Raw genomic sequence first — 14,384 nt, forward strand, 5'->3', positions numbered from 1 at the left:
CGATATGGCTTTGCGTAGTATGTTAGTCTTCGAGAAATTCAAAATAGCTCTTATCGTTATGACCAAAATCCTTTCGTTTTCTGTATTGCTGACGATTATGCTGGGTACGCCCATGCTCAGCAAAGCGCAGTCAGATACCCTGTTAGTACCGGCTAAAGAGTGCAGCGTACGAGGGGGCTTGCCGTATTTCTTTGCCAAAGTGAAAGCTGGACAAGCCGTAAAAATTGCCTATCTGGGGGGCAGCATTACCGAAGCAGCAGGGGGATGGCGAGAGCAATCATTGGCCTGGTTTCGCCAACAATATCCCAAAGCGTCCATTGAGCAGGTGAGTGCCGCCATAGGTGGTACGGGTTCGGATCTGGGTGTGTTTCGATTGAAAGAACAGGTATTAAACTTCCAGCCCGATTTGGTTTTCGTCGAATTTGCGGTCAACGATGATGGGAAAAATCCGGAACAGATTTCCGTAGCGATGGAGGGCATTGTTCGGCAAATCTGGCAAGCAAACCCCCACACCGATATTTGTTTTGTCTATACATTAACGGCGGGTATGGCTCCCACGCTGGCCAAAGGGTACTTTCCAAGGTCGGCATCTACGATGGAAAAAATTGCCAATTACTATGCTATTCCATCTATCCATCTTGGGCTGGAAGTGGTTCGATTGGCCGAAAAGGGAGAGTTGGTATTTAGTGGAAAATTGGATGAATTTCCGGGCAAGCTAGTCTTCTCGGCCGATAATGTGCACCCTTATCCGCAAACAGGCCACCGACTTTATACGGAAGCGTTGGCACGGGCTTTCAAGGTATTGGAAACGGCAGGGACGAAGCGCAAAAAGCAACTCAAAGAGCCTTTATTCGCCAATAACTGGGGGCGCGCCCAAATGATCAGCGCGAAACAGAGTACCCGTTCGGCAGGCTGGCTCGAAATCACACCGACTACTGATTCGGTAGCCCGAAAGCTGTCCAATCGGTTCGCTTTTTTACTGAAAGCAACGACTCCGGGCGCACGGATTCAGGTACGTTTTCGAGGTACTCATTTTGGGGTATATGATGTTATGGGTCCCGGTTGTGGACAGTTTCGGGTGGTTATCGATGGTCAGGAGACTAAGCTATATCCTCGATTCGACCGGTTTTGTACCTACTATCGGTCAAATTATTTTCTGTTACCAGCCCTACCAGATGGCGTGCATACGGTTGAATTATATGTCGATGCGCAAAAACTTGACAAAGCGGCTATCCTGAAGCAACGTAATGTAACCATAATAGACCCAAAGCCGTATGAGCCTCAGGATTGTTATGCCGGGCAATTTTTAGTTATTGGAGAAATTCTTGACAACTAGTTGTAGCCAATCTTTTTTTGTCATCCCGACGAAGGAGGGATCTTAAAAATATCCTTATTAGTGCGTTAAGAAACCTTAAGATCCCTCCTTCGTCGGGATGACAAAAAAAATTCTATAAATTACTGTTAATGAGTTGGTTACTCAATGGGTTGGCTGTGTTTTACGTTTTATAGCGCAATCGCTTACTTTGGTTTAAACATCCTACTTCGGAGCCATTCGAATAGCGCCGTCGAGCCGGATTACTTCGCCGTTCAGCATTGGATTTTCGAGGATGCTTTTTGCCAGCATAGCGTATTCTGCTGGCCGACCAAGCCGCGACGGGAAAGGTACCTGTTGACCTAATGACAGGCGGGCTTCTTCGGGTAGGCCAGCCAGCAATGGCGTCTCAAATAAGCCGGGCGCGATGGTCATAACCCGAATACCCGAGCGAGCCAGATCGCGGGCAATGGGGAGGGTCATACCTACAATTCCACCTTTCGAGGCCGAATAAGCCGCTTGACCGATTTGGCCATCGTAAGCAGCTACAGAAGCTGTGTTGATGATGACGCCCCGTTCGCCTTCGAACGGTCCGTCGCCACGATTTGGCGTATTATGCTCCATCGCTAAAGCCGCCAGCCGGATTACATTGAAGGTGCCGATGAGGTTGATCGAAATAACTTTTTGGAAAGCTGCCAGCGAGTGCGCGCCGTAAACACCATCGACCTTACCAACCGTTTTCCGGGCTTCGGCAACACCCGCGCAATTGACGTTGATATGCAAACTCCCAAACGTGCCAATAGCCATGTTGATAGCCGTTTGTACATCGGCTTCATCGGTCACGTTGGTTTTCACAAAGCGAACTTTGCTCCCCAATTCTTCGGCGAGTGCATTGCCCCGCTCGTCGTTCATGTCCAGAATAACGACGTTGGCTCCATTCGATACCAACATTCGGGCCGTTGCTTCGCCTAAACCAGAAGCCCCACCCGTAACAATTGCTGTTGCGTTCGCTATGTTCATGTTTGTTGTTTCAGGTTTCAGCCGGGCCGCCGGTGCAGTTCAATGTTTCAAGTTCCAGACAGTGAAATAAACAGGAACCATGGAAGAAACATGTTAACTTAACGTGAATTATGGATAAAATCTGGATTTATTAACTGATTACTACCTATTTATAGTATTGTTTTTTGTCATCCCTCCTGGCATCGGGATGGCAAAAAACTGATATAAGGCTAGTTGTAAATCGATCATAATTCATGTTAACCTACAAAATACTCCTTAACTCGTTCCAATGGCTGATATCGTAGGTCGGTTTATTATCAACTACTACACCTTTGGGGTTGTAAAAGATGGTATCTAAGCCGACGCTCTTAGCACCCAGAATATCCGCTTCGTAATTATCGCCAATCATGATGCTTTCGGCCGCCGTTGTGCCACTGATCTCCATGGCGTACTGAAATACAAGCGGATTAGGCTTTTTCGCATTGGCATTTTCGCTGGTCACAACGTGTGTGAAATAGTGTGCTATGTCGGAGCTGTTCATCTTCGTGGCCTGGATATCGGCAAAACCATTCGTGATGATGTGCATCGTATAACGACCTTTCAAATAATCCAGAATCTCACGCGCTGATTCCAGCAAATGAGATTTATAAGGCAGTAACTTTAGGTATTCAGCGTTTAGGTCAGCCTGAATGGCCGACTCATCAATTCCTAGTGCTTTGAATACCAGCGGAAATCGGTATTTCCGAATGTAGCTATGCTCGATCAGATTTTTGTCGTAATCGGCCCATAGCTGGTGATTGATGGCAATAAAATGACGACTAAACTCGTCTGCTGACGAAATACCAGCTTCGGACAATCGGAATGTATCGAACAATTCAGTAATACACTCCGCCGAGTTTCGGTCAAAATCCCACAGGGTGTGGTCGAGGTCAAAAAAGAGGTGTTTGTACATCATGTAGTTATAGAGTCGTAACGTTATAGAGTTGTTAAGTGCTAACACTGCAACTTGACAACTCTATAACGTTATGACTTTAAAACTCTAATTTAAGCCGCTCAACAGGCTGATTGTTCACGAGATGGCTATCCACAATTTCGGCAACATCTGACAACTGAACATTGCCATAATAAGTACCTTCTGGATAAACGACCAGCGCCGGACCGAACGCACAGGCATCGAGACAGCCCGTTCGTTGAGCGCGCATTTCTTTTAATAGACCACGCTCAGCAAGAGCGGCTTTGAAGGCATCGACCAGTTCGTTGCCGTGCGCTTCGCCACAGGACTTTTTAGGGGCGGCTTTCTGATTGTTGCAGATGAAAACGTGCTTTTTATATTTCATATAGTTAATAGAATTCGTTCTCAAAGGTACGAACGAAGCTGACGTTCCCGTCATTTCATTGCATGATCACGAGCGAGTTGGGGTTAAATTACCGACCGAATAAAAAATCGGATAAACTCTATGTCTTCGTTCGGGTTATCATCTAGATACACAAGCTGAGAAAGATTTCAGAATAGGCTGACTACCTGAGAGAAAATGACTTGGTACTGCGCTAAAAGTACGCGAACCCTACCCAATTAAATCGTTATGAATACGCCAAATTCTGCGCTTGAGGAGCAGGAGTTATTGGGTGGATTAAAGGCCAATAATCAGCTTGCTTTTGCGACATTGTATGACCGATATGCCGCCATGTTGCTGGGTATTATCACGAAGATTATTTCAGATAAAACAGAAGCAATAGCCCTTCTTGAAACAACCTTTACACGTATTCGGGAGCAACTAGATGAATTTCGCCCTGGTAGGCAGCCCTTATTTTTATGGCTGTTTCAAATCGCCCGAACTACAGCCCAGGAAGCACTTAAAGAACGCCAAAAGGCAAAGGCTACTTCTATTCAGCTTACCAGCGACGGAAAAATAATCCACCCCGTCTGGACCCAAAATAGCTCAAAAGCAGGAATAGAGCCGGCTGAACCTCAGTGGAAAACATTCGTCGAGGCAATTCTTTTCAAGAACTGCACACCCGAAGAAGCGGCTACTTCGTTAGGCTTACCCGTCGAAACGGTTCGCCAGCAATTACGGTTGGCTATGCAGCAATTACGCCAAACACCTAAGAGGTAAGGGGCTGTATTTGAGCTGCTTTATGGAACGCACTCCATGCCCGAATTAACTCCGCCTGAATGTGTTCCCAATCGGCTTCGGTAGCACCACCCGGATGGGTTCGTACGTCATCGCATAAGCGCATGGCATTTGCTCGTAAACGCCCATAGGTAGTAAAGGAAGAGGCCGGCTGATTGTACAAAGCGGCCGACGTTTGGACTAAAGCGTTCGCCAGATCGGTATACGAATAACGCTCCCGCTGGCGATGAACAATCCACCATTCCAACTCAAGTTTGGCCACTTTAGCTACATCAAATGACTCGATGCTGAGTGATTGAATGGATTCATAATACGATACCAGATCGGGAATGGTGCGCTGGTAATCCGTTCGGGAGTGGCCTTTCTTAAAGTCAAAAGCCGCCTTCGAAGCCTGAAATCCTAGTACGAATGATCGCCAGAAAGGGGCATGAAATTGCTGCCGAAGCCCGCTGGCCAGTTGCCAGAACAATAGCACCGGCTTCTTTTCATAATAGGAGCGCCACATGGCTGTTTCCAGACGAGCAACTTCTGCTGGATCGAATTGCCGGAGACTGTTCTTTCGGGGTACATACAAATCCACAACAATCCAGATTACCAGAGCCGCTAAGACGCTCCACCAAATCCGGCGAGTTAGCTTAGATGATCGAGTAGGAGTGGGGTATGTTGTTGAGTTTGCCATACAATAAACCTATAAGGTTTTAGAAACCTTATAGGTTTGAGGGTATATGCCAAGATAGCGTGATGTCGGTTACTAATAACTGACATCACGCTAAATATTGCTGATAGCTACTTATTCGCCACTGGCTTTGCTGAAGCCACAGCGCCTTTCTTCTTTGGTGAAGCTGGAGCTGTTGGGTTTTTCTGGGTCATGGTAACGGGGTCCCAATACACAACTTTCTGCTCGAAGTAGCTTTCGTTGGAGGCCAGCACGGGGGCCGCTGCCCGGAAGCCGAATACAGGATCTTCGACAGTTCCCTGGCTTCCTTTCCGAACATTCTCAAAGAAGTTGCCAAAGTGTTTAGCATGCGCATCATCGTCTTTCGGCGCTTCAAACTTCACTTCTTTTACTGGCTCTGCCTTGCGGGTTTCAGGTGGGTATTTGGCATCATACTGCTTTACAAACTCCTGTTGAACGGGTTCCGTGAAGGTGAAGAAACTGTCGTAGTTGCCATATCCGGGCGCTATGGGGAGTCTCTTTTTAGTCATGATCAGGTTGTCTTCAGAAAACTCGATTTGACCTTCATTCCCAATGATACGCGTTACATTGCTGATTTTACCGGCGTTGGCAAAATTCACCCGTAGTACCATCTGGAACGCTTCGTGCTTGTCGGTTTTTGGGTAATCCATCAGGCTTGTCATCACGTCGGGCACATCGCGCCCTTCTTTCCAGTAGGCCAGGTTTCCGGATGAGAAAATTCGCGTTGGTCCGAGGGCATTCGTGACGAAGTGAACGCCCGTAATGAGGTGAATGAACAAATCGCCTGCAACGCCCGTGCCGTAATCACGGTAGTTACGCCAGCGGAAAAATCGGTTTGCATCGAAAGGACGTTTGGGCGCATCGCCAAGAAAACGGTCCCAATCAACTGTTTGGGGAGACGCATCGGGTGGAACCGAATAGTTCCAGGCGCCAATGGCGTTGAAGCGGTCGTTGTTGGACTCGATGTAGTTAATCGCACCAATATCACCTGCTTCAACGAGTCGTTTAGCTTCCTGAAAGGCAGCACTACTAATGCGCTGACTGCCCACCTGCATCGTTTTGCCCGACTTTTTCCAGGCATCAATAACGGCTTTACCTTCGTTCAGGTGTTGTACCATCGGTTTCTCACAGTACACGTGTTTACCTGCTTTGAGAGCCGCAATAGTAATATGATCGTGCCAGTGATCGGGGGTAACAACGAGTACGGCGTCAATATCCGGGCGAGCCAGAATTTCGCGGTGATCGCGGGTTGTAAAGAGGTCCTTATCTTTTCCGAAAGCTGTTTTCGCGTGTTCAAGCCGACCCGTATATAGGTCTGCTACGGCCACCAGTTCGACATCGGGGTTGCGTAGGGCGGCCATGGTATCATAGTTCCCCTGAATACCCATCCCGATCGTCGCAAATCGGATTTTATCGTTGGGGCTTACCTTCATCAGATTGGGAATGTAGGCCGGAAAACCGAATGGTTTGGCAAGGCTCTCGGTGGCCACGAGTGCCGAAGCCGCCGATAAGCTTTTGATGAACTTGCGTCTGTTAGCTTGCATAGAGATGAGGGTTTCTAGTATACCAGCTAAAGCGACTTTTGGGCAAGATTTACCTGTGGTTCATTATACCATCGGTCTATCGTGTCAGTTTTAAGAAACCGATACCACAACAACAGGCGTTCTGTGAGGACCCCTAGAGTATATACCTATCTTTTGGACATGTTCGAAACTCCGTTAGGAGTGGTCTGTTAATAGAAAACACAGGATTGGATATCACCTCAAGCGCCGTAGCCGGGCCGCCGGTGCGGTGCGACCCAAATAGGTCGCACCGCACCGGCGGCCCGGCTACGGCGCTGCATTCTATTAGTAAGCGACAATTACTATTGACAGGACGCCCTTACCGGGCCGACTAGCCTCCGCCAGAAATGTGTGTATACACTAGGTGAGTACACAGACCGAGGAAACGAACACAGAATAAGGCTAATCTCTCTGTATTCTCAGTACCTGTGTGGTCAAAACCTTTATTACTTCGCCAGTTTATAGAAATGGGTGATCAACCCCCCAGCGGTTACGGTGTTAAGGGCAGTAGACTTACTGGCTGAAGGATCATAACTATAGATTCCATTTAGTTTCAGCGAAGAGTTATAAACGGGCATGTAAATCTTGCCGTCGTACTTGCAGGTGATTGGATAGGCGTAACCGGCTGTTAACGGAATGTCCTGAATAAACGTAGCCGTTTTGGCATTCAAATCCAGTTTCGCCCAACGTTGGTTTGCATCGTAAAAAGCCAGATTCGACAGTTCCTGATATTCGGTAGCGGTAATTGTATTCGTAGCCAGTTTAGAAATCAGCTCCAGCAGCCGGGCCGAATCCTGCTGACCCGATATACAGGCATACGCTACACCGTTGGCGTCGTAAACACCACCGAGCACCAGTTGAAACATGAGGTTCGGTAAGCCAGCAGCCGTAACGGGGTTGAAACTGTAGGTTTTATCAAAATCGGTGCTTCCGGCTGGTATTTTCAGGATTTGTGGTTTAGACCGTTTAGCCGCATTTGGCCCCAACTGACCATCGAGTCCATACTGTCCTTGGGTAATAATGAACACGTTACCTGATTCGTCAACAATGCTGTTTTCTGAGCCGCGCGTAGCTGGGTACGTAGCCTGTTCGTAGATCGCCGTTTTCTCCCACTTCTTGGTAGTCAGGTTAATAACTTCCACGTATACGTTCTGTGCATCATAAAACTGACCGGTTTTAGAGCTGTTCGTATAAAGCGCTGCAAATAATCGGTTGTCGTTGGGCCGGTAGGCAAGGTAAGCGTAGATGTTCGTCTCATTGTCCGGGAAATTCTGTGCCGACGTCATGTCGATCTGCCCCAGACTTTCCATCGTGGTGGGGTTAAACATAAACAGAGCCCGGTTGCCACCCGTAGAATAAACACCCAATTGGTCATTGATAATGATGACTCTGGACAGAAAGTCAACCAACGGAATACTGGCCACTTCTTCAACAGCACCGGTTGCCTTCACAATAGCCTGTTTAGATAATTTTTTGTCGCTAACCAGTGGTTGGCCAAACATGTAGTTTTTCCAGACGGCGCTTGGATAAAAACTAGAGTAACTCGATTTTGACGTTAAGTCAATATTGCCCGACGGAAGGGTAGGAAAATACCCGGCATAGAACGTATTGCTGGCTGAGGTTTGTGAGATAGAGGCCATCACATAGCCTTCTTCCTGATATTTAGAGTCGGCAACGGGTGCAGTGTCATCCGTTTTCTTGCACGAAAGGAGTGCTCCGGTAAGGAGTACGGAAACTAGTAAATTGGTTTTCATGATTAATTAGAAATTGGCGATTTCATAGATGACTTTAACGTTGAAACTGGTTCCTGCGCGAGGCACTAAAAAGTTGTCGAACAGTTCGGCATTGAAAATATTCAGGACGTTGAGTGATGTCGTTAAGCCGCTCTTGGTCAGCTTGTAGGAGACGCCTGCATCGACCCGATTCTGCACGGGAACATAGGCGGTGGGCGTCTTGCTGGGGCTGTTGTCTTTGCCTACCTGTATGTAGTTGAAGGTGGCGATGTAATTGTAAAACAGATAGGCCCGGAACTGATCGTTTCTGTTGAACAGGTTGCTTTTTTGCCACGAAAACTCACTATTAGCGAAGAAGTTCGGGTTATTTGGGAAGGCGGCTCCCACCAAAAACTGGTTCTCTACGCCCTGCACTTTGGAGAATGTCTTCCGCATGAACGTGACGTTCGTTTTGAGCGAGAAGGCGTTTTTATAAGTCAGGATAACATCACCTTCAACCCCAATCGTACGCACTTCATCCGCATTTTCGTAGCGTCTGAAAACCGAGTTTCCCAGGAAGATGACATCCCGCTGATTTCGGTAAAACCCATTAACGGCACTGGAAATCCGGAAGGTTGGCGAAACCAGCCGATCGATCGTTACGCCCAGATTCAGGTTGTCACTGCTTTCGGGAATCAGATCGGTATTGCGCAGAATGTCGGCTCCATTACCCACAAATTGATTAAACTGAGGAATGAGGTAGCCTTTTTCGAACGATGTTCGTATGAATAGACCTGGGGCTATGTCATACTTTAATCCGGCGTTCCAGCCCCAGAATCCACCCTTTTTGTTGATGAGTTTGAACGTGAGGTTTTCCGCTCCATCCAGATTATAGTCAAACCGTTTTATGGCCGAGGTGAACGTGAGTTTGGCAAAGCGCCCTTCATATTGCAGCCCTGCAATGTTTTTGGTCAGATACTGGGGTATCCGTAGGTAATCGTTGGTAGGTTGCTCAAGGTGGTTTTCGCCCACAATTTTTTGCTTGGCATATAGGTTGGAAACCAGTAGTTTATGGCTTGTCGATAAGGTTAATGATACCGTGCTGCGATTCACCCAACTGTCGGTATAGGTATCGGAATAGCCGTAGCTGTACTCGCCCGGATAGCTTCTTCGACCTACAATCGCGCCACTCCAACTGTATACATTTCGGGTGGTATCAACATAATTGATATGCTCGCGGCTATAGTTGGCAACGGTACTAAACTGCACCTTTTCGTTTAGGAATGCCTTCTCGTATTTCAGCGTCGACAAGAGATTTTTGGCATGATAAATGGCCTCGCCAATAGCCGTATTGGTTACGCGGGCACCGTTCATGATTTCTTTGTAGCCGCCTGATAGATTGAGGGTTAGCGCTAGTTCATCGGCCCAGGGTTTACTATGTGCCCCTACGGTTATGCCGCCGAAAAACATCTGGTATTTGTCGTGAAAGCGCCGAATTTGTTCTACTTTATTTTTCTCGAAAATCAGCGCATTCATCTTGTAATTATTGTCTGAATGGTTGTACGCGCCCGAAATCGTGACAAAGTAGTTCTTGGAATTTGCCAGCCCCAGCGAAAAATCGGCCAGGTGCGTGTTGAACGAGCCAACGTTGTAGGAAGCCCGAAGCGCGTTATAGGTTTTCTGTTCCGTGATCAGGTTAATGCCGCCCCCCATAGCATCGGTCCCCACCTCCACAGGCAACACACCTTTGTACACATCAATCCGCTTTACATTCCCGATGGGAAGCGTTGAAATATCGAACCGTGGATAAACAAATTCCATCGGTAACCCATTGATATACACCCTGACAGCTGTTCCCCGAATACCATTGATGGAAATGTCGGATGCGTCACCCAGCGAACTCGACCGCCGAATCCGTACGCCCGATAAACGATCTACAACATCGGTCAGGAGAACATTCTGCGCCACAACATCCTTGATCTGAATACTGCTGATGGTAATGGGCTTAGTTTCCTGAACCTTCGTCTGCTTTTCGGTCCGTACAGCAACCTCTTCCAACTCCTTGGTTGTACTCACAAGCACGATTGGTTCAAGCAGGATATTCTGACGAACCTCCACCTCTTTTTCGAACGGGCTAAAACCAAGATGGCTAATGATCAGACGATGTTTTCCCGGCGCAACTTTAGAAATCAGGAATCGCCCTGTGCTGTCGGTGATCGTTGACGATTTTGTATTTTTCAAATAAGCCGTTACGGAAGGCAACGGCTTACCAAGCTCATCGTTAACCGAACCTCGGAGCGTGAAACGCTGGGCAAATACATAGGTTGAGGTTGTAGTCAAGAATGCCAGTAGTAGATATTTCGTCAAATTCATTGATTAGGAGCGGGTGAGAAATTCTCTACAAAATTATTTGTATTTAATCTAAATAAACACAACTTTGCGAAAAAATATTTTTATGTTCCCTTTCTACCTCTTCTTAATTGGAGTCTATTTGTACTATTGCCAGTCGAAATATTTTCCCGCTGGTCTTTACAAGTTTAAGGCTTCTTGGTCGCCGTGGCTAGCACTGGCTTTTTTCGCTGTCGCCACCGGGCTTTTTGTTCGGGAGGACGGCTGGGTAAGTGGTATACTGTTGGCTGTTTGTGCGCTAAGTCTGGCACTAATGCTGAGTCAATTCGTGGCTGTTTTGGGCAGGACTTACTTTTATAGTCTGGTGGTTCTGGCGCATGGTTTGGTACTAATTGATCTCTTATCCTGATGCCAGCCAAGAAAGAATACCTCACCACGTCGGGGCAGCGTGCTCTAAAAATATCGGCGGGAGTTTTGGGCGGTTATATCCTGTCGGCGTGTCTGCACCTGCTGCTGGCCGTTGTTACGCCCTTCCGTGAGCAAATCCTGTTGTCGTCTACATTCACCTTTTTTCTGTGCTGGGCAGGCCTGATGATTCTTGCCTTTTTAGCCCGAAATGGCTGGAAAATCTGGGGAATTTACTTGTTGAGCAGCGTCGTATTTTCTGGAATAATCTATTTCGCCCGATAAGCAACATGAAACTAAACGGATTAGGAAACCGGGCCTACAACATCATGTTCCATACCCACACGGTGTCGGGTATCGTGATTAGTGTGGCCTTATACATCATTTTCTTTGCCGGAGCGTTTACGCTTTTTAAGGATGAGTTCTACCAGTGGGAAAACCCATCTGCCCGCATTCCGGTGGTGAAAAGTATTGATTACCAGAGTGTAATTCAGCAAATTAAGAGGCTCTATCCCAATTTTGAGGAGACAAAAGAAATCAGATTCAGCCCGCCCAACGAGGAAGAACCATTGCTGTCTGTTTTCGGAACGCTGGCAAAGCCAAAGGGGAAATCGGAGTTCGTCGGGTTGCTGTACAACCCGGTTTCTCGAAAGATCCAGCGCAATTATCCATACATAACCACAACGGGCGAGACGCTCTATCGGCTGCATTTTCTGGATCAATTGCCGTATGCCGGGCGTTGGATTGCTGGTTTTGTTGCGTTGTTTTTCCTCTTTGCCAGCGTTACGGGTGTGCTCATTCACTGGCGGAATATAGTGACCAAGTTCTACGGCTTTTCGTTGAAAGGCGCCAGGAAGCAATTCTGGACAAATGCCCACACCGTTTTTGGTTTGATCGGGCTACCGTTTCAACTCATGTATGCCGTTACGGGTGCTTTTTATCTGCTCACCCTACTGATTCTGATCCCAGCAGTGATGGTGCTGTACGGGGGCGATCAACAGAAAATTTATGCACTTATTCGGCCCAACGAAGCGATTAAACTGGATGAAAAAGCACCTGTAACTACTGGTAATAAGTCGATTAATGAGGTTTTGACGCGTATCGAGGCCGACTATCCTGGTTATGAAGTTTCGTTTCTGGAGATTGGTAATCTTAACCGGGTAGATGCGCTGGTGTCGGCCCGGATTACGGATAAAAAGTCGTTCACTGGTGATGGAATTGTTTCCGTTTATATGAAAGACGGTAAGAAAGCGGTGGAGGTAATTCCGGGCCATAAGAAATACGTCGAATCGGTTATTGATGGCATTGCCCGTGTGCACTTTGCTCAATTTGGGGGGCTACTGCTGAAAGGCATCTATTTTATCCTTGCCTTATTCACCTGCTTCGTGATCATCAGTGGCGTTTTGCTCTGGAAAGAAGCCCGAAACAAGAAAAACTATACCGACAAGCAAAAGCGGTTTCACCATCGGGTAACCATGATCTATCTGGCCATTTGCCTGGGCTTGTTTCCGGCGGTTCCGCTGCTGTTTATTGCCGAACTGGCGATTCCGGGTCAGAGCGTTGCACATTCCTCTCAGGTAAACACTGTCTTCTTCTTGTCGTGGCTGCTCCTTGCCGTTGCCGGATTATTTATGAAAACGGAAGCTCGACAAACCCGTTTCTTCTTGTTGTCGGGTGGTATACTTTCTGTGCTGGTGCCGGTTACGAATGGGATTCAAACCAACGATTGGATTTGGAACACGCTAAACGAAGGACAGCAATATGTGTTGGGAACAGACCTGTATTGGCTGTTTACGGGGCTTGGCGCACTCGTAATTTATGGGTCTATCCTCAGAAATCGGACAACGGCACAAACAGAAAAGTCGCTTCAAGCAGAGGATCAGGTGAGTATAGGTTAACCGGTTTTACTTATTAAAAAAAGGGCTCTGTATAGATTTCAACCTACACAGAGCCCTTTTTTGTTTCTAGCATTTACCTCATCCCTTGAACTAAGGGGAGGGGTTGGGTTGGGGTAAATATGGTAAAATAAATCATCTTAAATCCCCCCACCAGCCTATGAAACAGACGAATTAACAAAGCAAAAAAAGACGTTTTAACAAAGTGATTGGCCATTCTGAAGTAGAACTTTGCTTCGTAAAAAATTCAGAGAAATGGCAAATACAACCGTACTGGTAACGGGTGGAACGGGCTTTGTAGGCATCCACTGCATTTTGCAATTGTTACAAAAAGGCTACTCGGTCAAGACGACTCTGCGCTCCCTAAAGCGAAAAGAGGATGTTATGAATATGCTCCAAAACGGTGGAATCACGGATTTTAGTCTCCTTTCATTTATCGAAGCGGATTTAACCAATGATGCCAACTGGGATGAAGCCGTGGAGGGTTGTGAATATGTGCTTCACGTTGCCTCGCCTATTGCACTGAGTGTTCCCAAAGACGAAAACGATATGATTCGCCCCGCCGTGGAGGGCGCTGTTCGGGTATTGCGCGCTGCTCGTGATGCGGGCGTTAAACGAGTGGTGATGACGTCTAACTTTGGCGCTGTTGGCTATAGCCATACCGATACAACACAGGTCATTACCGAAGAAAGCTGGACTGATCCGAACGAACCTGGCTTGTCGGCTTACAACAAATCGAAGGTACTGGCCGAACGGGCCGCCTGGGATTTTATGGCTAAAGAGGGCGGAGAGCTCGAATTGTCGGTTGTGAATCCGGTTGGTATTTTTGGTCCCGCTTTAGGCCCTGACCTGTCCAGTGGCTTCGAGTTGCTGAAACGGGTACTGGAGGGATCGATGAAACGAGTTCCGAACATGACGCTGGGTATTGTAGATGTACGGGATGTGGCTGATTTACACATTCGGGCCATGACCAGTCCTGCCGCCAAAGGACAGCGATTTCTGGCCATTGCGGGCGACATCATGACCTTGCCCGAAATTGCGCTGTTAATCCAAAGCCGACTGGGTAACAAACTCAAGCATATCTCGACGAAACGGATGCCGGACTGGGTTGTACGGATAGCTGCGCTGTTTAGTCCAATCGCGCGGAATTTAGTACCTATGCTAGGGCGTTACCGAACCACCAGTAACGAAAAAGCGAAACGCTTGCTCGGCTGGAATCCGCGGAGCAATGAGGAAGCGCTGATGGCTACTGCTACTAGTCTGATTCAATTTAAACAGCTTAAAACGGAGGCTTAAAGAATTCAGTAATTTGCCCGGCATA

General features: G+C 47.5%; 13 protein-coding genes. 6 read left to right on the plus strand and 7 right to left on the minus strand.

Annotated features, from left to right (window positions below):
* Positions 1-58 precede the first annotated feature (58 nt).
* A complete protein-coding gene (locus H3H32_RS36410; RefSeq protein WP_182460575.1) occupies positions 59-1,336 on the plus strand; it encodes an SGNH/GDSL hydrolase family protein in 1,278 nt (425 codons plus the stop codon).
* 201 nt (positions 1,337-1,537) lie between these two features.
* On the opposite strand, the gene H3H32_RS36415 is transcribed toward H3H32_RS36410, so the two are convergent.
* The 3 genes from H3H32_RS36415 to H3H32_RS36425 form a co-directional block, all read right to left on the minus strand.
* Entirely contained in the window at positions 1,538-2,332 is a 795-nt protein-coding gene (locus H3H32_RS36415; protein WP_182460576.1) for a 3-hydroxyacyl-CoA dehydrogenase, read from the minus strand.
* A 241-nt stretch (positions 2,333-2,573) separates the two neighbouring features.
* Complete coding sequence (locus tag H3H32_RS36420) at positions 2,574-3,263, minus strand: YjjG family noncanonical pyrimidine nucleotidase (protein WP_182464595.1); 690 nt, start codon at positions 3,261-3,263, stop codon at positions 2,574-2,576.
* Positions 3,264-3,342: 79 nt separating this feature from the next.
* Positions 3,343-3,648 (minus strand): (2Fe-2S) ferredoxin domain-containing protein, encoded by a 306-nt coding sequence (locus H3H32_RS36425; RefSeq protein ID WP_182460577.1) that lies wholly within the window; start codon positions 3,646-3,648, stop codon positions 3,343-3,345.
* 246 nt (positions 3,649-3,894) lie between these two features.
* Between H3H32_RS36425 and H3H32_RS36430 the strand changes: the two genes are divergently transcribed.
* Positions 3,895-4,425, plus strand: coding sequence for an RNA polymerase sigma factor (locus H3H32_RS36430; protein ID WP_182460578.1), 531 nt, complete (start codon positions 3,895-3,897; stop codon positions 4,423-4,425).
* Here H3H32_RS36430 and H3H32_RS36435 read toward each other — a convergent pair.
* From H3H32_RS36435 to H3H32_RS36450, 4 genes are all read right to left on the minus strand, one after another.
* On the minus strand, positions 4,415-5,122 hold the full coding sequence (locus H3H32_RS36435; RefSeq protein ID WP_182460579.1) for a hypothetical protein: 708 nt from the start codon (positions 5,120-5,122) through the stop codon (positions 4,415-4,417). The two genes, H3H32_RS36430 and H3H32_RS36435, sit on opposite strands and share 11 nt — an antisense overlap.
* A 107-nt stretch (positions 5,123-5,229) precedes the next feature.
* Positions 5,230-6,684 carry a Gfo/Idh/MocA family protein gene (locus H3H32_RS36440; protein ID WP_182460580.1) on the minus strand — a complete coding sequence of 485 codons (1,455 nt, stop codon included), beginning with the start codon at positions 6,682-6,684 and terminating at the stop codon, positions 5,230-5,232.
* A gap of 464 nt (positions 6,685-7,148) precedes the next feature.
* Positions 7,149-8,456, minus strand: a complete 1,308-nt coding sequence (locus H3H32_RS36445; RefSeq protein ID WP_182460581.1) for a DUF4374 domain-containing protein — start codon at positions 8,454-8,456, stop codon at positions 7,149-7,151.
* Positions 8,457-8,462: 6 nt separating this feature from the next.
* Positions 8,463-10,787: a TonB-dependent receptor gene (locus tag H3H32_RS36450; RefSeq protein ID WP_182460582.1), complete on the minus strand. Its 2,325-nt coding sequence runs from the start codon at positions 10,785-10,787 to the stop codon at positions 8,463-8,465.
* Positions 10,788-10,851: 64 nt separating this feature from the next.
* On the opposite strand from H3H32_RS36450, the gene H3H32_RS36455 reads away from it, so the two are divergent.
* The 4 genes from H3H32_RS36455 (at position 10,852) to H3H32_RS36470 (ending at position 14,359) form a co-directional block, all read left to right on the plus strand.
* Positions 10,852-11,172: a hypothetical protein gene (locus tag H3H32_RS36455; RefSeq protein ID WP_182460583.1), complete on the plus strand. Its 321-nt coding sequence runs from the start codon at positions 10,852-10,854 to the stop codon at positions 11,170-11,172.
* On the plus strand, positions 11,172-11,453 hold the full coding sequence (locus tag H3H32_RS36460; protein ID WP_182460584.1) for a hypothetical protein: 282 nt from the start codon (positions 11,172-11,174) through the stop codon (positions 11,451-11,453). The genes H3H32_RS36455 and H3H32_RS36460 overlap by 1 nt, the downstream gene beginning before the upstream one ends.
* A 5-nt stretch (positions 11,454-11,458) precedes the next feature.
* Positions 11,459-13,066 carry a PepSY-associated TM helix domain-containing protein gene (locus H3H32_RS36465; RefSeq protein WP_182460585.1) on the plus strand — a complete coding sequence of 536 codons (1,608 nt, stop codon included), beginning with the start codon at positions 11,459-11,461 and terminating at the stop codon, positions 13,064-13,066.
* Positions 13,067-13,318: 252 nt separating this feature from the next.
* Positions 13,319-14,359 carry an SDR family oxidoreductase gene (locus tag H3H32_RS36470; protein WP_182460586.1) on the plus strand — a complete coding sequence of 347 codons (1,041 nt, stop codon included), beginning with the start codon at positions 13,319-13,321 and terminating at the stop codon, positions 14,357-14,359.
* Positions 14,360-14,384: the final 25 nt, after the last annotated feature.

This window comes from Spirosoma foliorum (assembly GCF_014117325.1).
GTDB classification, from domain to species: domain Bacteria; phylum Bacteroidota; class Bacteroidia; order Cytophagales; family Spirosomataceae; genus Spirosoma; species Spirosoma foliorum.

Coding starts and splice junctions, on each gene's coding strand:
- H3H32_RS36410 (WP_182460575.1), top strand. CDS start 59: ATGACCAAAATCCTTTCGTTTTCTGTATTGCTGACGATTATGCTGGGT.
- H3H32_RS36415 (WP_182460576.1), bottom strand. CDS start 2,332: ATGAACATAGCGAACGCAACAGCAATTGTTACGGGTGGGGCTTCTGGT.
- H3H32_RS36420 (WP_182464595.1), bottom strand. CDS start 3,263: ATGTACAAACACCTCTTTTTTGACCTCGACCACACCCTGTGGGATTTT.
- H3H32_RS36425 (WP_182460577.1), bottom strand. CDS start 3,648: ATGAAATATAAAAAGCACGTTTTCATCTGCAACAATCAGAAAGCCGCC.
- H3H32_RS36430 (WP_182460578.1), top strand. CDS start 3,895: ATGAATACGCCAAATTCTGCGCTTGAGGAGCAGGAGTTATTGGGTGGA.
- H3H32_RS36435 (WP_182460579.1), bottom strand. CDS start 5,122: ATGGCAAACTCAACAACATACCCCACTCCTACTCGATCATCTAAGCTA.
- H3H32_RS36440 (WP_182460580.1), bottom strand. CDS start 6,684: ATGCAAGCTAACAGACGCAAGTTCATCAAAAGCTTATCGGCGGCTTCG.
- H3H32_RS36445 (WP_182460581.1), bottom strand. CDS start 8,456: ATGAAAACCAATTTACTAGTTTCCGTACTCCTTACCGGAGCACTCCTT.
- H3H32_RS36450 (WP_182460582.1), bottom strand. CDS start 10,787: ATGAATTTGACGAAATATCTACTACTGGCATTCTTGACTACAACCTCA.
- H3H32_RS36460 (WP_182460584.1), top strand. CDS start 11,172: ATGCCAGCCAAGAAAGAATACCTCACCACGTCGGGGCAGCGTGCTCTA.
- H3H32_RS36465 (WP_182460585.1), top strand. CDS start 11,459: ATGAAACTAAACGGATTAGGAAACCGGGCCTACAACATCATGTTCCAT.
- H3H32_RS36470 (WP_182460586.1), top strand. CDS start 13,319: ATGGCAAATACAACCGTACTGGTAACGGGTGGAACGGGCTTTGTAGGC.